Raw genomic sequence first — 18,364 nt, 5'->3', positions numbered from 1 at the left:
TATTTAAAATTTAAGATTTACTCCTAATTGATAAGTAACTGTGCTTACCCCAGTATTATTAAGCGAACCGGTGCTACTATTGGTAACCTGCGTTCCAACATCAATACCACTGGCTGTTTCCGGATCAAACCCGGTAAATTTGGTAAATACAAAAGGATTCAGCACATTGGCGTAAACACGCACACTTTTCAATTTGGCTCTTTCTAATAAGCCTTTAGGTAAATTATAACCCATAGATATGTTTTGTACCTTCACAAAAGAAACATCCTGGAAGTAACCTACTAATGCCCAGTAATCACCAGGGCGGCCCGGCATTGGGTAGGAATTGGATATGCGGGTAGGGGTAATATTATTGGCTGGCATATAATAATCTATGTCCAGTTTATTACGGCCACGGTCCGCCATATTAGTAAATTCAGCATGAAAAGGGCTGTACACCTGATGGCCTTGCCGGGCAAATAAAGAAGCAGAAAGATCAAAGTTTCTGTAAGTTACCTGGGTAGAAAAACCTCCGGTCCATTTGGGATCACGTTGCCCAATAATAGCCCGGTCGGCATTATTTAAAACACCATTATTATCCAGGTCTTTCACTTTTGCCTGGCCGGGTAACTGCTTGTATTTTTGAGCTTCGTCTTTTTCACTTTCCTGCCAGATGCCATCAAAAACGTAAGTATAATTCACATTAATAGGCTTGCCAATAAACCAGGCATTTCCAGGTAAATCCACTTTTTTATCCAGAAGCTCTACAATGGCATTTTTATTCCGGGCTAAGTTAAAAGTGGTGGACCAGGTAAAATCAGAAGTGGCCACATTCACCGTTCTTAAAGACAGCTCTACGCCCTTGTTACTTACCGATCCTACGTTGTCTTTGATAGAAACCCAACCATTTTCCATGGCCACATCCCGATCCATTATTACGCCCCGGGAAAGTTTATCATACACATCAACAGAACCAGAAACGCGGCCTAAGAAAAATCCATAATCCAAGCCTAAATCGTACTCGCGGGTGCGTTCCCAGGTTAAGTTAGGATTAGGTAAACGGTTAGGAGCATAACCCAAAGCCAGTGCCCCGTTAAAGTCATAAAAACTTGGGCTGCTTAGGTTCATTTGCGTTCCATAAGCATTTATGTTATTGTTATTACCAGCAATACCGGCACTTAACCTAACTTTTAAATCAGAAATAAAATTAAAATCTTTCATGAAGCCTTCTTCAGATAACCGCCAGGCGATAGCTGCCGACGGGAAAGAAGACCATTTATTGCCAGGCGACAGCTTAGAAGAACCATCCCAACGGGTAGCAATAGTTACTAAATAGCGGTCGCGGAAAGAATAGTTAACCCGACCCATATAAGAAATAAGCGACACTTTACTGAAATCACTTTCAATTCTCTCCCGGCTGGAGGCTGTACCTAAATTGTAGAAGGAAGAATTGAATGGTAAGTTAGTTACCCGGGAAAAATTACTTTCGTACCGTTCCTGCTGAATACTGTGTAAACCAGTAAAGGTCAGGTTGTGGTCTTTGATAGATTTATTAACTGTAACGATGTTATCTAGGATATAAGAAAAAGCTTCCTGATTGCGCAACTCAGCAGCAGGTTGCAGCCCACCACGGTTTTCGGTTTGCGAACCCCAGAAACGGCCATTTCTATCTGTAGTTATTCTGGGAGAAAAAGTAGAGCGGACACTAATCCAGGAAACTGGCGAATACTGCAGGTACAAATTACCTACCCCAAAATTGCGTCGGGTGTTATTTTCAGAATTTTGGTTATCCAGTATAGGATTAACTGAACTGGTAATACTGGTTACACCAGAAGTACCAGGCACCGGAATTTGGCCAGGCCGAAAAATTAAATTACCGTCAGCATCCCGAGGTTTAAACAAAGGAGGCATCCGAAAAGCATTTGTTATGGCTAAATCACTGCCCCGCTCCATTTCCGATAAAGCAAAGTTAAAGGCCATACCAGCAGCCCACTTATCATTTAGTTTATGGTCTAAACTGGCTTTAAAGTTATACCGATTGAAATCTTCATTTATTAAAGTACCTTTTTCATTCTGATAGCCAGCTCCTATAACATATTGCATATTATTACTGCTGGTACCAGACACCGTTAACCAATGGTTATTTTGCGTGCCGGTTCTAAGTACCAGGTCCCGCCAATTGGTGTAATCTTTTTCTGCTACCCGCCGGGCTATTTCTGGGTTATCGGATCCAGCTGTACCAATGGAAGTTGGGTTGCGGCCAGCAATTAGTTCTGGTACGATATAAGAATTCTGCCGAAACTGCCACCATTCATCACCATTCATAAAATCAGGCATTCTTACATTTTGCCGCACACCAGTATAGCCATCATAAGAAATGGTAGCGCTGCCCTTTACCGTACTACCTTGCTTAGTGGTAACAATAACCACCCCGTTAGATCCTCTGGAACCGTAGATAGCCGTGGAAGCAGCATCTTTTAAAATATCCATTTTGGAAATATCCTGTGGGTTCAGGAAATTAATATCCGGCACAATTACGCCATCTACCACATATAATGGAGAGCCCCCAGCCAGCGAGTTCTGCCCCCGGATCTGAATATTGTAATTATTTCCGGCTCTACCTGATCCGGCTGAAATATCGACCCCGGCTACCTGGCCCTGAACCGCCTGCAAGGGATTAACTGTACCTCTTTCGGCAATGGCTTCGCCTTCTACACTGGCTACTGCTACCGTTACATCACCTTTTTTCTGAGTGCCGTAGCCTACTACTACTAATTCATCCAAAGCTTTGGCATCAGGTCTTAAGCTTACTTTGATATTAGACTGGTTTCCAACAGGTATACTTTGGGTTTGGTACCCCACGTAGCTAACAACCAGCACCGCATTACCTGGAGCAGGCAAATTCAGAGAAAACTTTCCGGCCACATCCGTAGAGGTACCGTTAGTAGTCCCTTTTACTAGTACCACTACTCCAGGTAAAGATTCATTTGTTTCCGCATCTATAACCTGCCCGGATACTTTTTGGCCCTGGGCCATGACCTGCACTATATAGCCCCACAAGAGACATAATAGGAGTAACTTTTTTTTCATTTTACTTAGATTTAATTTTAGTGGATTCTTAAAGACAATACACATCCAGGCTACCGACACTAAGGGTAACCTAAACATTCAAAATACAAATTAGCTTATTGTTTATACCCGAATAGCCGAAGGTTTTAAAGAGGTAAGATCGGCTATTTTTACAGGTTTACCGGACTCTACACTATTACGAGCGGCTATACCAACCAGAATGGACAAGGCTCCATCGCGTGTCCCGGCTGATTGCCGGTATGGATCGGCCATATCCGGGCTTTTGAAGATTTTATCTTTCAACCGGATATCACCTCCACCGTGTCCGCCCCCACCGTGTGGCACCTGAATCAGTTCGGTTTTACCAAACATTTTAGTTAAACGAATCTCATCATAATCTTCCATTTTCCAGGGTTGCGCTTCCTGAATCCAGGCATCAATGCGACCTTGTGTACCGTTGAAAGCAATGCGGTAGCCTTCGTAAGGCGAATAAGTAGTTAAGGAATAACTTACCTGTACCCCATTGGCGTATTTAATCTGGGCAGCCATTTTATCGTAAATATTAATATCTTCTTTCCAAACGCAGCCATCACGCAGGTAGCCATCGTGTTTTTCGTTAGCCACGTACAAATCCATGTATTGCTGGTTTTTGGTGATGTCGTAATAAAAATCACATTTGTCTTTGTGCGGGCAAGGACGGCAGTTGGTATGGCGGAAGGAATTATTTTTACCGTAATGCTCTAAATTGCCATAGGCAAAAACTTCTTCCGGATCAGACTCCAGCCACCAGTTTAGCAAATCAAAATGGTGCGTAGATTTATGAACAAATAAGGTTCCGCCTTTTTCTTTTAACCGGTGCCAACGCCGGAAGTAATCTGCCCCATGCGAAGTATCCAGGTACCAATGAAAATCAACGGAAGTAATTTTTCCTATTTCATTATTCCGAAGTAACTCATAAATTTTCTGGCGATGTGGCGAGTAACGGTAGTTAAATGTCACGGTCACTTTTTTACCGGTTCTTTTTTCGGCATCCAGTATAGCCTGGCATTTTTGTTCATCGGTGGTCATGGGTTTTTCCGTGATGATGTTGGCTCCCATTTCCATGCCTTTTATAATAAACTCGTGGTGCGTAGCATCAACGGTTGTTACAATTAAGGTTTCCGGCTTTGTTTTCTTCATCATTTCGGTGAAGTCAGTAAAGGTAGGGCAATTTACACCTATGTACTTTTTAGCATAAGCCACCCGCCCCGGATTTACATCACAAAGTCCAACAAATTCTACCTGATCAGCATAATCTTTAGCTACCGTTTTGCCCCACATGGTAATACCCCGGGAACCGGTACCCACCATGGCTACCCGCATTTTTTTACCTGCCGTAACACTGGCAGTTACTGAAGAAATTGGATTAATAAATAAAGAACCTGCCAAAGCAGTACCAGTAGTAGCCAAAAAGTGGCGGCGGTCCATTACATTCTTATCGGTTTCCATAACTATGATTAAATTATTGTGGTGCGTGGTATTAATCATTATTAAATCTTCAGCTAATCAGCCGAAAAAGTCAATCCTTAAAGCCTTTTTTGATTTCCGAATGAACTCAAAATTCAATAGCTAAATGCTACTAAATACAATTCTGAATTAATCTTACACAGATTTAAAATCGTTTAAAAAGGTTTTAGAAGATATTTTTATGCAATCGTTACCGGGAACGTTGTCATTTTTTCTGCAGAAATTTCAAAGGTGGGTGAACAGCAAAAACCTTAGACTTACCACTTTACTTAAACTTTTATTTAGGAGCCCGAAAGGAGGAGAATTTGGTACGCATATTTTAGGCTTTACATTCCTATTAATAAAAAAGGGAAGGCTAGTATTATAAACTTGCCTTCCCTTTTTTATGTAATTTAACTACTTAGTTAACCTTAACTGCCGACTTTTTCAAATCAGTTCCTTTGGTGATTTGCGCTGAAATATTGTTAAAATCTTTGTTTTCCAGTTTCACATTTTGAGTAAGAGGACCAAGAACTTTTACCACCGGCTCTTTGCTTTGCGGATACGTTAAACCTTCTACTTTAAAATTTTTGCTGTTGTAAATAGTTAGTGCCGGACCTTTTTCGGCTATTACTTTTACATTTTTCAACACTATCCCATCTGCATCTACCGATGAAATTCCTTTTTTAGCTTTTAAGGTAGCATTTTCCAATTGCACGTTTTTCAGGTTCATTTCGGGTAAACCTTGTAACACCAAGGCTTCATCGGCACCGGCAACCATAATATTCTTCATGTAAATATTTTTGAAGGAAGGTGTTTCTTCTGTTACGGGCACTAATTTTTCTACGCGGGCTTCCGTTTTAGCGCTTTGTCCTTCTTCCAGTACCGGCGAGTTACCACCGTAAAACAGATTAAAGCTAATGGCCTGTGTGGGTATGTCGATCATATCTATGTTTGAAATCCAGATATTTTCTACAACTCCGCCCCTGCCGCGGGTACTCTTAAAACGCAAGCCTATATCGGTACCCATAAAGGTACAGTTGGATACGTGTACGTTTTTTACGCCGCCAGACATTTCGCTACCTACCACAAAGCCACCGTGGCCATGATACACCACACTGTTTTTGACAATTACATTTTCGGTAGCCATGCCCCGATCCCGACCGTCTTTGTCTTTACCTGATTTAATGCAAATCGCATCGTCGCCTACATCAAAGGTGTTATTGTACACCACAGCATTTTTACAGGATTCTAAATCCAGACCATCTCCATTCTGCGAATACCATGGGTTACGCACGGTTAAATTTCGGAGGGTTACATCGGTGCACATTAGCGGGTGTAAATTCCAGGCTGGAGAGTTTTGAAAAGTCGGACCATCCAGCATAACCTTCTTACAGTTTATCAGGCTTACCATTACCGGACGCATAAAATCTTTTACTGTGGCAAACTCTTCCATTTTGGTAAAATTTGGCACGTTGAAATTCCCTGCTGTATCGCCGCGTTTTGAGCTTTCGGAAGGGTACCAGACTTTTTGGTCATTGCTTAACACCCCTCCCGATTTTACCAGTCTTTTCCACTGCTCTTCGGTTAATTTACTTTTCTTTACCGGGCGCCAGGCATCGCCGGAACCATCAAATGTACCTTCCCCGGTAATAGCCACGTTTTCCAGATCTTTACCCGTTATTGGCGACTGGCAACGAACTGTATTCAAGCCTTCAAAACTGGTTTTTACCAATGGGTAATCGTCTAAATTCTTACTAAAAATAACCATGGACCCAGCTTCGGCGTGCAGGTTAATGTTGCTGCGCAATACTACCGGTCCGGTTAACCACAGACCACGCGGAATAATTACTCTACCGCCACCTTTCGCGGCAACCGCGGCAATAGCTTTTTCAAAAGCTTCGGTATTCAGCGTCAGGCCATCGCCCACGGCGCCAAAATCAGTAACTTTAACGCTATAATTTGGGAACTGAGGTTCCTGCACACGCGGCATATCAAACTCTATGCCTTTATACAAATCATCTAAACTGGAGATGGAAGCAGTTGGTTTATCATTGGAGGTTGTGGTTGCTACCATTGCTGAATTATAAGCTACAGAAGCACCTGGTTGTGGTTTACAGGCCCCAAATGCCATCCCGGCCACGCCTAGCCACAAAGCTAAGCGGCTACTCCTTACATATTTTTTTTCCATGTTTATTTTTAATTACAGTTCTTTCTTCTATAAATTTTTATTTAGCCTCCGAAACACTGGCACTGGAATTTAAATCTATCGGTTCTATTCTAAACCAATCAAAATCAGCATAGCCGGAGTCGTTTATCTGGGTATCGCGGGTACAGAATAACCCTATTTTGGAGCCTTTCCAGCGGGCTACTTCGGCCTGAAACTGTTCGCCTACATCCGTGAATTTAGTACCATCCAAGCTGTAACTAAACTGGCATTTGGCTTCATTTACAACCTTTACCCGCAAATAAGCCGTTGAACCAGGCAGTTTCATAATCTCCTTTTCAGATTCGGATTTGCCTTTTACCGCCTCTTTGCATTCGGTATACACCAAGTAAATTCCATTCTTCTTACTTTTTAAGGCTACGTTAGCGTAGCTGAAGCCCATGATAACCAGGCCCGCTTTTTCGTTTTCTATTTTGGTAAGGTTGGGGCTAAAATTAAGCTTAGTGGTTACCATAAACTCATCGCCCGGAAACTTTTGCTGCAGCACATTTGGAGCATCCCACAGATTTTTAGCTCCTTCGGGTAATTTATCAGAATATAGCCGCAATGAGCCGGTAGCCGAGTTCAGGAATGACCAGGTTGCTTTCGGATTAGTGGGCCATTGCCATTGCAACCCCAAAGAGGTACTGTTAAATTCATCACTTTCAGGTGGCGTTTGTATGGGGGCAGTTTTCTTTACATTGGGCTTCCTATAGACCAAAACCGGCTCGCCTTTACCGTCGCCGTCTTTATCCTCGCCAATTACTGGCCAGTCGTTTACCCATTTCATGGGCTGCAAGTGCACCACCCGCCCGTATTGTTCTTTGTCCTGGAAATGCAAAAACCAGTCTTCGCCAGTTTGGGTAGTAACCCAGGCGCCCTGGTGCGGGCCATTGGTAGGCGTGCTGCCCTGTTCCATAACTACTTTGCGTTCGTACGGCCCATACACATTTTTTGACCGCAACACCAGTTGCCAGCCTGTAGGTACACCACCAGCCGGAGCAAATATATAATAATAGCCGTTTCGCTTGTAAAGCTTAGGTCCTTCTATAGTAGGGTCCAGCTCGTGGCCGTCGTACACAATTTTACCTTCGTCCAGGGTTTTAGTACCTTCGGCATTTAGTTTTTTTATGGCCACTACACTTTTAATACCTGCCCGGCTGCCGGCATAAGCATATACCATATAGGCTTGCCCGTCTTCGTCCCATAACGGGCACGGATCTATCAATCCTTTTCCGCCTTCTACCAGAACCGGATCGCTCCAGGGCCCAGCTGGGTTAGTAGCTTTTGTTAAATAGATCCCAAAATCCGGATCGGGGTAATATAAATAGAATTCTTTTTTATGGTAACGTATGGCTGGAGCCCAAACCCCTTCCCCGTGGCGTGGCAAAGAAAAATGTTCAAAAGGAGGCTGTCGCTTCAATGCGTGACCAATCAAATTCCAATTTACCAAATCTTTGGAATGCAAAATTGGCAAGCCTGGCACATCCTCAAAGCTAGACGAAACCATATAAAAATCATCCCCCACCCGTATGGCATCCGGATCGGAATAATCTGCATGTAATACAGGGTTTTTATAGGTACCATTGCCCTGATCAGCAACCCATACCTTAGAAACAGTAGATTTTACCTCTTTTGTAGTTTGAGCCAATACCGGTAAAACTGTTCCGGCCAGCAAACCAGCTAAAACCAAACCTCCACCGAATAATTTGCTTTTACTCATGCTTAAAATTTTTATTTAAAAAATTAACTGTTAGCTCCAGCGTAGGATTAAACCACGGATGCAATAACCAGAAAGGATGCGGTGTATCAGGAAAAGTATGTACTTCAGAATAAATGTTGTGCTGATTCAGGACCTGGATAAAATCTTCGCGACCCGCATGAAACCGGGGCGTGGAGCTGTTAATAAAAAGAATAGGCACTGCATTTTTACCCACATGCGTTAAGGCCGATGCTTCTATCCAGTTTTCGGCTTGCTCTTCGTAGGTACCGCCCAACCACTGGCTGGCTACCACGCCTTCGGCGGATTCCGGATGTTTAAATGCCAGAACGCCATCCATATCAATAACAGCTTGCACGGCACTGGACTGTTTCGGGTTTCCGCCTGTACCTTCCAATTTAGTATTTTTATTTGTGGTGCCCAGTAAGGCGGCTAATTGTCCGCCCGCCGAGCAACCCAAAGCCGCAATTTTATTTTTATCTAGATTGTAAGTTTCAGCATTGGCCCGCATCCAGCGAACTGCGGCTTTTAAATCGTGTACCGCCGCCGGGTATTTGGCTTCCGGGGAGAGCCGGTATTCTGCCGTTACAGTTACATAACCTTTAGCTGCTAATTGCTGCGCCATCGGCACTAAGTTTTCTTTACTACCCGAGCGCCAACCACCCCCGTGAATTAAAAGAACCGCCGGTAATTTTTTCTTACTTTTGTTAGCTGGATAAAATACATCTAAGTGCAGTTCCCGGTCGCCGATGGTGCTGTAAACAACTTCTTTTTTAGCAAGTACTCCTGCCGGCATAGGTGGTTTGGCCATTTGCACGTAAGGCCGATTTTTTACTTCTTTTTGGTAGGTGCTATAAATGGTAAAAGAGGTATCGCGTGGAATAGTAGCCTTTTGAGCGGTTGCTATTTGGGCAAACAGGACAAATAAGATTAAAAAACAGGTGGCTAATTGTTTTGGCTTGCTGTATAATGCTCTTATAACTCCCCCCCCAGGGAGGTTCTTCACTTGTTTGTTAATTTTAAAGGATACCATATGCATAGCTCCTTTATTATTTAACTACCGGTAAAAGTTGCATAGCTTTGTATACCAAGCTGGCTACTGCCTTTGCTCCTTCTGGCTGAAAGTGGGTATTATCCTTTTGTCCTTCGGGATAAGCGGCAACAGTTCCGGCCGGGAAGTTCATAAAATAGTTTTGAGTAACATATTCCTGCCCTTTAGCCGAAAAAGCTGCCATGGAAAGTTCATTTAAATCGATAAGTGGCACTTCTAATTCTTTAGCTACTTCTTTAGCGGCCTGCGGATAATCGCCGTGTACATTAGTTAATTTTCCATCCTTCCAGGGATAATTGCGGGCTACCGGGGTTAAAATAATGGGCAAAGCTCCTTTTTGGCGGGTTTGGTTTACATATAGCCGCAAGAATTCTTTGTAGCCCTGAATGGTAACGTATCGTTCGGTTTTTTCCTTAGAAGCATCGTTGTGGCCAAACTGCATCATCACCACATCGTTTTTCTGCAAGGCTTTATACACTTCCGCCCACCGGCCTTCTTCAAAAAAAGTACGGGTACTGCGGCCGCCTTTAGCTCGGTCGTCCACCACCACACTATCGGCTTTAATAATATTTTTTACTTTATCTAAACTATCACGGCGCATAAACGGCTGAAATACCTGCCCCCAGCCGGCCAATGGATGTCTCTTAACCTGATAATCGGCTTCTAAGGTATAATCGGCTACAGTAGAATCACCAATCAAGTATACTTTAACTACCTTCTTTTTAGCCGGCAAAAAAGCCACTAAAGCAAAAAATACAAATGCTAATACAACGCCCGCGCTTTTATTCATTTTTTACTTTTGATATCTTTAAATCCTGTTTATTGGTCTTTATTAAATGACAATACCTAAATTAACCTACCTATATATTCTTCAAAGGAGTCCAGTCATCGTTACCGCGGAGAATTGTTTTTACCTTATATTTTTTAGCTTCTTGTTTCGTGAGCACGTGTGTCCATCCTTCCCTTTTACCTGTTTTCCCACCGGCACCTGTAGAGTTGTATTCGGCGTAAAAAGTAGTGGTTTCAGCTTCCGGCTTTTTCCAGTTATGCCAACCTTCCGGCCTAATGTGGGCACCCATTTCAGTGTTTATAAATACCGTTTTGGCAAAATTGCGCCAGGGACGGCCTAAGTACACCTTTGTTGCCTCCGGCGAAGCAGTTAGTTTACAGTTTAAAAAAACATAACCGTAAGGCTTGCCTTCCGGGGTGGATGCAGCCGTTATATAAGAATTCTTTTTGCTGTAGATGGTACAATTTTCAAAAACAGCAACGGAAGGGCCAAAAATAAAGTCGGTGGTACCCTCCAGGTAACAGTTCTTAAAAAACTGGCGGGTGTAATTCGGTCCACCGTAAAAAGTATCCTGGTCGCCGATGATGCGGCAATTCAAAAAAGTGCAGCGGTCTGCCTCCACGTGCAGGGCTACAGCCTGCCCCACCGGACCGGCACTGTTCTGAAATGTAATATTCTCCGCGTGAAAATTATTCCCTAATATTTTAGTTGAATAAGAAGTAAAGGTGTTGTGGTTACCTTTGCCGGAATAATCATCAAATGAAAGAATGGTGTTGTCTTTATTCTGGCCTAGAAAACTTATATTAATTTTATCTTCCGGCAGTACTAGTTTTTCTTTGTAAACTCCGGATTTGATAAAAATAACAATTCGTTTTTTAGATAATGCTGGCGCTGCAGCTATGGCTTCTGCTACAGTTTTGTAATTACCTGTACCGTCTTGGGCTACAATTATTTGGTAAGGTCTTTCTTTTCCTTGTACCGAAATAGCTAATATGAGTAAAACCAGGAAAGTATAAAAGAAGATTCTACTTTTCATTAATACACTATTTTTTTCGCTTCTTGTCAACTTCTCTAAACTTTTTATAGCATTAAATTTTTAATGGCCGGAAGAAAGCCGCCATAAACAAAGCCTGCTTGTGATAGTAATTTTTGTTACCTGGCTGCGGCGGTATAAGTGGTACCGGGTGTCCAGTCTCCTAATACTTTTTCCAGAGTAAATTCCTTAGCTTCTTCGTCAGATAATTGTTTAGCCCATTTTACCCGGGCTTTCGGGTTTGCTCCCGGACCAGTGCTCTTGTATTCAGCATAGAAGGTTGATTTTTCAGCTTCAGGTTTCCCCCAGTTATGCCAGCCTTCGGGTTTAATCTGCTTCCCTAATTTGCATTGAATAAATATGGTTTGAGCATTTGGTCGCCACGGGCGGCCCAGGTAAAAAGAATTTTCCGGGGCGCTTCCGGTAATGTTGCAGTTTTTAAAGACATACCCGTATTGGGCACCTTCTGGGGTAGAGGCCGCGGTTACGTAACCTTCTTGCTTACAAAATATCTCACAACCTTCGAAAAAGGCGGTAGACCAGCCAAAGATAAAATCAACAGTACCCTCGATGTAACAGTTTTTATAGTATTGGCGGCTTTTTTCGCCGTAAGTATACAAGGTATCCTGGTTGCCTAAAAAGCGGCAATTTTTAAAAAATACCCGGTCGGCATCAATCCTGACCGCAACAGCCTGCCCAACTGGTCCGGCTGAATTTTCAAAAGTGATGTTTTCGGCAGTAAAATCAACTCCAAAAATAAAGAAACTAGTAGAGCCGGTAGTACCTAATTCTTCGCCAAACCGGTTCTTTTTCTGAGCAAAATCATTGAATGTTAGAATGGTTTTCTTTACATCTTCGCCAATAAATGTAACCATGGTTTTGGAGGTGGGCAGTACTAGTTTTTCCTTGTAAATACCGTTTTTAATTAAAATTATTGTTTCTTTTTTTCGAAAATCAGGTACGGCATTGATAGCTTCCTGCACCGTTTTATAAGCGCCGCTGCCATCCTGAGCTACCACAAAATCGTACCTTTTGTCGGCAACAACTTGCAAACTAACCAGTAAGAATAAAACAACCGGAAACAGGTATTTTTTCATTATTTTATTATTTAAGCCAATACATCAATAATTATTTTTGTTTAACTTTTAGGAAGAGGTTTTACTATGCGGGAGGCCAACTCCAGGTTTAATTCTTTAATAGAAGCCAACACCAGTTGAGCCATTTTGCGGGCGCCGAATTCATTAAAATGGGTATTATCATTTTTCCCTTCGGGATAATTGGGGTGCTCGCCAGGCGCCAGTTGCAGGAATAAATTTTTAGAATTTTCGGGCCCGAACTCCTGCAATATTGCCTGACTTTTTTTATCCAAATCAATAAGCGGCACTTTCTGATCCCGAGCCACTTTCCGCACTAACTCGGCATACACTTCATGCGTACCTACAATTTTACCGGCTTCATCAAACTGCCGCCGGGCCGCCGGAGTAATCAAAACCGGAACGGCTTTTTTATTGCGGCTTTCGGTTACGTAGCGCTTTAAATTAGCCTGAAACTCTTCTTCAGTAGCGTAACTTTTTTTAGTTTTCACTTCGTCATTATGGCCAAACTGAATCAACACATAATCACCTTCTTTTAAAGTTTGCACTACTGGCTGCCACAAATTTTCAGTTAAAAAGGTTTTAGTGCTACGACCATTTTTGGCCCGGTTATCTACTTTAACCGAAGAATCGAAAAAATACACAAAAGGCATGCCCCAACCCGTTTCGGGATAAGCTTTGGTGTCTTTAATTGAAATGGTTGAATCGCCAATTAAATAAACTGTTATGGGCCTTTTTTCCTGTGGGAAAGTAAATGCCAGCAGAAGTAAAATTCCTACCAGGCAACAATATTGAAATATCTTTTTCATATGCTTTTCTTTAAAGCGATGAAGAGGTAATGCTATTTAGGTAAACTTCCAGATTGGTGTAAAATTTATCCAACTTGAACCCTTTGCTATCGTTTGCATCCTGCGGGTTCAGGCCTTTTTGTTTTTCCCAGGCGTCCGGCATCCCATCCTTATCCGAATCGGCAGGAGCTGCTTTTGATTTTAATTCCGGCCAGGCTTTTTGGCTTTCGGCATAAGGAGTACCGTGCGGGAAACCGCCCTGTACATCTATAATTTTCCCGGTGCGGCTTTTTACTTCATTCAGCACGCGCTGGTCCAGAGGGTCTCGCTTGGGCAAACTGGCCCCTACCTGTTGCAACACAAGTGCATAAGCTTCCGGCGCCGCTTGGGTCGTTATTTTTTCGGCAACGAAAGGTTCAGTCGCTTTGGCTAATGTCGTATCTGCAGCGGTACCTTTATCCATTACCACTCCTAGCCAATTATTCTGAGTTACTTCCGGCGATTCATCGCTATAATTCCCGGTTACATAAAATTTGCCGTACCCATTAGTCTTGACATCGCGAAACGGATTCAGTACTCTGTTCTTTACATTTTTCTTCGTATCTGGGCCATATTTATAATAATTGTTCACAATGTTGTATTGTCCGCCTTCACCAGCATACACATTGTTACTGCCCCAGTTATAAATGATATTATTTCGAAAATCAGCAAATTCCACATCCGGGCTAATGTTACGGTTTCCATCGAAGCGCGGGGTACGGCTCACGCAGTGCGCATATAAATTATGATGGATGGAAATATGCCGCCCGCCTAAAATGCCACCATACCCATGCCGTTCAAAATCTTTATCCCCTGCCTCAAAATGGTAAGAATAATTTAATGGTTCGGCCATAAGGTTCCACTGCAAAGTGGTGCTATCGCCGGCATAAACCGATAATACTTCGTCGGTACTCCAACTAATAGAACAATGGTCTATTATGATATTTTTCTTTTTAGTTGAACTTAAGGCATCATCATGTCCGCTGCCGGCCAACATTCCATTATTCTGGTGTCGGTCCCCCATCCGGAAACGCATATACCGGATAATAACATTATCAGCATTTATTTTTACTGGGTAATCGGCCAGGCAAATACCGTCTCCGGGGGCAGTTTGGCCTGCAATTGTCACATTGGCCCGAATGGCTAACTCCGACTCCAGGTGAATGGTACCCGATACGGCAAACACAATTATGCGGGGCGTTTTGGCTTCTACGGCTTCGCGCAAACTACCCGGGCCGCTATCGTTTAAATTAGTAACCACAAATACTTTTCCGCCCCGACCACCCTTGGTATATTTTCCAAAACCTTCGGCTCCCGGAAAAGCAATTGCCCGACCTACTACTATAGGATCGGTTTTGGTTTTAGCTGGTTGCTGCGAACAAGCTGCAGTAAAAACAACCTGCAACACCAGGTAAAACACCGACACTTTTACTTTATAAGCTTTTTTACCTATCATGATTTTTAGCCTTCTACTCTTCCGTCTTCTAAAATTATTTTTATCTGATTTTCGGTTATGGTATCTCCCAGGCAGGCTTTTTATAAAAGCTTTGACGTTATTAAAATCCATACTAAACATTTTGTCCCAGCCTAAAAAAATGACCGGATAACATTTATGAATGGAGCTTTTAAGCTCCATTCATAAATTTCCTATTTCCGCCATCTTAGGTCTCCTGCGGTTGCTTTTCCGGCAAAAGCAGCATCTTTAATGGTAAAATCTCCTTCTTTTGGTTTTTGAAATAAATCAAAGGAGGTTTTATCGTAGGCTGTGGTGTTTGGTAATGGATTAGGGTTTATGGCGGCTAAAGCAAAATCTGAAGTAGTATAACTGTTACTTACATCAAAAGTAATGGTTCCTCTATAGCCTCTAACAGCACGGTTACCCCCACTACTTTTGCCAATTCCGAATATAGTGTTTGTTATTTTTACCGGATTAGTTACTGCTACTCCATTGTAATCGATAAAGTAGTTGTTCCCCAACACTGCTTCGTTAATCGTCAGGTTATCCAGCGTAATATTGGCCGTATTTGATTTACTGGTTAAGATTTTTTCTGCTTTATAAATAGTGGAATTTTTAATAATAATGCTGTTCACCTTACAAGCAGCATTATCCACGGTAAGTACCCCATAACCTGCCAGACTATCCAGTACACTGTTGGTTATGGTAAAATTTTCAATGGTAGTAGGAGTAGTAGCATTCAACCGCACCAGGCCCCGGAATATTCCAGCCCGGCAGTTTTCAATAATAAAGTTGCTTACGGTAGCACCATTTGTGGTATTAAAAATATACCGGGAAGCATAATTATCGCTCCGCATGGTAACATCTTTAAATTCGATTTTATTAATAACACTACCTGCTTCAAAGTTAAAGTTGTTGGTAAAGAAAATAGTTGCCTGACTTGGTTCATTTAAATCGGCCCCACTAATAAAGGTTAGCGACTTTCCTATACTGATAGAAGAATTAACGGTATAGGTAACGCCACGCTTTAGAATAATAATGCTGCCATTTGGAATATCTGGAATGGTATCGGCCAATAAGGTTGCTTTGTTGGTTACGCCTCTTAAATCAATCAGGTCACCGGCTAACGGGGCATTGGTCCGGAAACTCTGGTATCCTTTTGATTTAGTACCAGCGAATATCTCAACGGCGTAAGCTGTATTGGGTAATAAATTTTCTACTGTTTTACTATTGGCCGCAACATCAGCCGCTGTTAAAGGTATTTCTACCAATTGATCTCCCCCGGCTCGGGTAATTATTAATTTGGTTACACCCTCGGTTGCTTTCCAGTTAATAGCCGCTGCCCGATCAATAGTCCGGATAGCGGTAAAAATTTGTTCACCCGGAATGGCAAACCGGGAACTTACCACCCATTTGGATTCAGCACTCTTGTCAGTAGCATTGGTTTTTACCCGGGCATAATAGCGTTGCCGAACATTCAGGTGTTCATCGGTAATGGTTACACTAGCCGTTTCAGAAGTGGTAGTATAAACTACTTTACTTTGAAAAAGCGTATCAGTAGCTACTTCAATGGTATAAGAAGTTTTAGTGGTATCTACATACAAGGCTTCTTTCCAGCTAAGTTTTACGGCTGTTACCGCTCCCGTTGATTTTACGGCACCGGTAGGCATAAATAACCTTTCCGGTGTAAAAGTCTGTTCCTCCAATTCTTCTTTACAGGAAGTAAAAATCAGGAACAGAAGAAGTGACATAAACCACTTTAGCACCTGGATATTATCTTTTTTCATATTATATTCAATCTAATTCTTGTGGATGATTAGTGGCCGAAATCCTGGGTTAGGCGATAATTCGCGCTAAGAATCCCTTCGAAAATGGGAAACAACTCTGATTTGTTGGGGATATATTGGCTTGCAAATTTTCGGTTAGCACCAGTAACATGCTCTTCCGTAATGGCAGTCCGCCAGGCCACAGCCGTATAGCCTGCCGGGGCAGTTGTAACCGTAGCTGGCTGGTACATTACCTTATTTATGGCGCCGCCAAACAAATCAAAATTGGCTACTTCATCCCGGGTCCCAACCGTGCGCCCTAATAATGGGCTTGGCTTGTAATAAACAGTTGCCGGTATATTGGCAAAGCGGCCTGTACCTTCCCGCATGGCCCGCATGGCATTTCGAACCTCCTGAATTTTAGTTCCTAACAAATTCCATCGGATTAGATCGTATTTCCGAATGCCTTCGCCTCCAAATTCCAGGTAACGCTCGTTTACAATTGCCTTAAAAAAACTGTCTTTGTTCGTTGGAATACTGCCCATGCGGGTTTCCAATTCATCAATAAAGGCTCTTTTTCTAACAGCTTCCAAAGCCGATATGGCTTCCCCGGTAGGTCCGTTTAATTCATTTTCTGCTTCCGCAAACATCAACAGCACATCCGCATACCGAATTATTGGCCAGTTAATACCCAATGTTTGATTTGTTCCGGCAATGGTAGTCCAGTATTTCCGGAATTTACCTTCGCGCATAAGCAAAGGCGTTGTTAATAATTTGTTATTGGTAGCATTAACCGAAAAATAAGCCAGCGTAACATCACGTCTAGAATCAGCAATGGAATCAAAGGCATAGAAATAAGTAGGGACTGCTTCTATTAAACCATTTGCCTGGCCGTATGTGGTGTTAGCAGCATCTATACGTAGTCCGTTGGCATATCCCAATTTAGTATCTGTTCTGGCATTCCCGCCGTAAGCGCCTACTTCCCAAATCAATTCATTTGTCGGGTCTTGCCGGTTGGCGCCATGTAGGCTTTTAAAAACATTCTCAAAGCTTGGGTTCAAACCATGCTGTCCGCTCTGGATAATTTGTTTGCACTCATCCCGGGCAATCTGGTAAAACTCCTGGTAATTGCTCCTGCGCTCTACTTTGCCGCTGGACCGCCGCAAAGCATAGCCGCCTCTGGCTAAGGCTATTCTGGCCCGTAAAGCTTTCACGGCTCCTTTACTTATCCGCGATGCCGGATCACCTGATTCGGAACGCCAGGGTACCAGGTCAGAGGCCATTTTCAAATCAGCTAATAATTTGTCATAAATTTCGTCCTGATCGGTTTTAGGCAAATACAAATCCGGAACTTCTGATGATGGTTCAAACTGAGCCGGTACATCGCCCCAGTTGCGGATTAACTCGTGGTAAAACTGTGCCCGAAGCGTAAGCGCCTCCCCTAACATTTTACGCATGGCAGCCTGTTCAGAAGCACTTCCATTTTTGTATAAATTAGATTGCGGAATATTTTTTATGCAGATGTTAGCGCGTTCTACCCCGGCATAAAGCTGCAAAAAGGGTAGGTTTAATTCGGTATTTCCGGCACTGGCCCCAAAATGGGCTATACCCGTACGGGTAGTTGGGTTATGGTCTCCGCTTATCCGAAAATCATCGGCAGCATTGGGAAAAAGCGTAGAAATCCGGCTCCCGTAACCATTATCACCAGGTAATTGATTATAAACCCCGGTTAGAGCAGAGGTCGTATAAGAAAGGCTGGCGAAAATTGCATCCTGCGATAAGGTAGATGGGTTTTCTACATCTAAATAATCTTTACAGGAAGAGAAGGTAAGCAAACCTCCGAAAACTAAAGAAAATACAAGAGGCTTTATAAATTTATTTTTCATGC

At 42.7% G+C, this 18,364-nt stretch carries 12 protein-coding genes; all 12 read right to left on the bottom strand.

Annotated elements, in window-relative coordinates:
• Positions 1-3 precede the first annotated feature (3 nt).
• The 12 genes from ADHAQ_RS0116535 to ADHAQ_RS0116480 all read right to left on the bottom strand — a co-directional run bounded on the left by ADHAQ_RS0116535 (position 4) and on the right by ADHAQ_RS0116480 (position 18,362).
• Positions 4-3,069, bottom strand: a complete 3,066-nt coding sequence (locus ADHAQ_RS0116535; protein WP_071781182.1) for a SusC/RagA family TonB-linked outer membrane protein — start codon at positions 3,067-3,069, stop codon at positions 4-6.
• A 102-nt stretch (positions 3,070-3,171) separates the two neighbouring features.
• Positions 3,172-4,536, bottom strand: coding sequence for a Gfo/Idh/MocA family protein (locus tag ADHAQ_RS0116530; protein ID WP_026463886.1), 1,365 nt, complete (start codon positions 4,534-4,536; stop codon positions 3,172-3,174).
• Positions 4,537-4,954: 418 nt separating this feature from the next.
• Positions 4,955-6,724 (bottom strand): glycoside hydrolase family 28 protein, encoded by a 1,770-nt coding sequence (locus tag ADHAQ_RS0116525; RefSeq protein ID WP_034256881.1) that lies wholly within the window; start codon positions 6,722-6,724, stop codon positions 4,955-4,957.
• A gap of 37 nt (positions 6,725-6,761) precedes the next feature.
• On the bottom strand, positions 6,762-8,462 hold the full coding sequence (locus tag ADHAQ_RS26040; RefSeq protein WP_051359981.1) for a glycoside hydrolase family 43 protein: 1,701 nt from the start codon (positions 8,460-8,462) through the stop codon (positions 6,762-6,764).
• Positions 8,455-9,465: an alpha/beta hydrolase gene (locus ADHAQ_RS0116515; protein ID WP_245590626.1), complete on the bottom strand. Its 1,011-nt coding sequence runs from the start codon at positions 9,463-9,465 to the stop codon at positions 8,455-8,457. Before ADHAQ_RS0116515 ends, ADHAQ_RS26040 begins: the two co-directional genes overlap by 8 nt.
• A 43-nt stretch (positions 9,466-9,508) precedes the next feature.
• Positions 9,509-10,300 carry a rhamnogalacturonan acetylesterase gene (locus tag ADHAQ_RS0116510; protein ID WP_026463883.1) on the bottom strand — a complete coding sequence of 264 codons (792 nt, stop codon included), beginning with the start codon at positions 10,298-10,300 and terminating at the stop codon, positions 9,509-9,511.
• A gap of 70 nt (positions 10,301-10,370) precedes the next feature.
• Entirely contained in the window at positions 10,371-11,336 is a 966-nt protein-coding gene (locus ADHAQ_RS0116505) for a pectinesterase family protein (RefSeq protein ID WP_026463882.1), read from the bottom strand.
• A gap of 116 nt (positions 11,337-11,452) precedes the next feature.
• The gene (locus ADHAQ_RS26035) at positions 11,453-12,430 is read right to left on the bottom strand and encodes a pectinesterase family protein (protein WP_034256879.1); all 978 of its coding nucleotides are present in this window, start codon (positions 12,428-12,430) and stop codon (positions 11,453-11,455) included.
• A 41-nt stretch (positions 12,431-12,471) separates the two neighbouring features.
• Positions 12,472-13,236: a rhamnogalacturonan acetylesterase gene (locus ADHAQ_RS0116495; RefSeq protein ID WP_026463881.1), complete on the bottom strand. Its 765-nt coding sequence runs from the start codon at positions 13,234-13,236 to the stop codon at positions 12,472-12,474.
• A gap of 10 nt (positions 13,237-13,246) precedes the next feature.
• On the bottom strand, positions 13,247-14,710 hold the full coding sequence (locus tag ADHAQ_RS0116490; protein WP_084524023.1) for a pectate lyase family protein: 1,464 nt from the start codon (positions 14,708-14,710) through the stop codon (positions 13,247-13,249).
• A gap of 191 nt (positions 14,711-14,901) precedes the next feature.
• Complete coding sequence (locus tag ADHAQ_RS0116485) at positions 14,902-16,497, bottom strand: DUF5123 domain-containing protein (RefSeq protein ID WP_051359980.1); 1,596 nt, start codon at positions 16,495-16,497, stop codon at positions 14,902-14,904.
• A 29-nt stretch (positions 16,498-16,526) separates the two neighbouring features.
• On the bottom strand, positions 16,527-18,362 hold the full coding sequence (locus tag ADHAQ_RS0116480) for a RagB/SusD family nutrient uptake outer membrane protein (protein WP_026463878.1): 1,836 nt from the start codon (positions 18,360-18,362) through the stop codon (positions 16,527-16,529).
• Positions 18,363-18,364 lie beyond the last annotated feature (2 nt).

Source organism: Adhaeribacter aquaticus DSM 16391 (assembly GCF_000473365.1).
GTDB classification, from domain to species: domain Bacteria; phylum Bacteroidota; class Bacteroidia; order Cytophagales; family Hymenobacteraceae; genus Adhaeribacter; species Adhaeribacter aquaticus.
The sequence above is the reverse complement of the archived record's forward strand: the minus strand, read 5'-3'. Positions and strand labels throughout refer to the sequence as shown.

Excerpts from the sequence above, each read along its gene's own strand:
- ADHAQ_RS0116535 (WP_071781182.1), bottom strand. The coding sequence starts at position 3,069 with ATGAAAAAAAAGTTACTCCTATTATGTCTCTTGTGGGGCTATATAGTG.
- ADHAQ_RS0116530 (WP_026463886.1), bottom strand. The coding sequence starts at position 4,536 with ATGGAAACCGATAAGAATGTAATGGACCGCCGCCACTTTTTGGCTACT.
- ADHAQ_RS0116525 (WP_034256881.1), bottom strand. The coding sequence starts at position 6,724 with ATGGAAAAAAAATATGTAAGGAGTAGCCGCTTAGCTTTGTGGCTAGGC.
- ADHAQ_RS26040 (WP_051359981.1), bottom strand. The coding sequence starts at position 8,462 with ATGAGTAAAAGCAAATTATTCGGTGGAGGTTTGGTTTTAGCTGGTTTG.
- ADHAQ_RS0116510 (WP_026463883.1), bottom strand. The coding sequence starts at position 10,300 with ATGAATAAAAGCGCGGGCGTTGTATTAGCATTTGTATTTTTTGCTTTA.
- ADHAQ_RS0116505 (WP_026463882.1), bottom strand. The coding sequence starts at position 11,336 with ATGAAAAGTAGAATCTTCTTTTATACTTTCCTGGTTTTACTCATATTA.
- ADHAQ_RS26035 (WP_034256879.1), bottom strand. The coding sequence starts at position 12,430 with ATGAAAAAATACCTGTTTCCGGTTGTTTTATTCTTACTGGTTAGTTTG.
- ADHAQ_RS0116495 (WP_026463881.1), bottom strand. The coding sequence starts at position 13,236 with ATGAAAAAGATATTTCAATATTGTTGCCTGGTAGGAATTTTACTTCTG.
- ADHAQ_RS0116490 (WP_084524023.1), bottom strand. The coding sequence starts at position 14,710 with ATGATAGGTAAAAAAGCTTATAAAGTAAAAGTGTCGGTGTTTTACCTG.
- ADHAQ_RS0116485 (WP_051359980.1), bottom strand. The coding sequence starts at position 16,497 with ATGAAAAAAGATAATATCCAGGTGCTAAAGTGGTTTATGTCACTTCTT.
- ADHAQ_RS0116480 (WP_026463878.1), bottom strand. The coding sequence starts at position 18,362 with ATGAAAAATAAATTTATAAAGCCTCTTGTATTTTCTTTAGTTTTCGGA.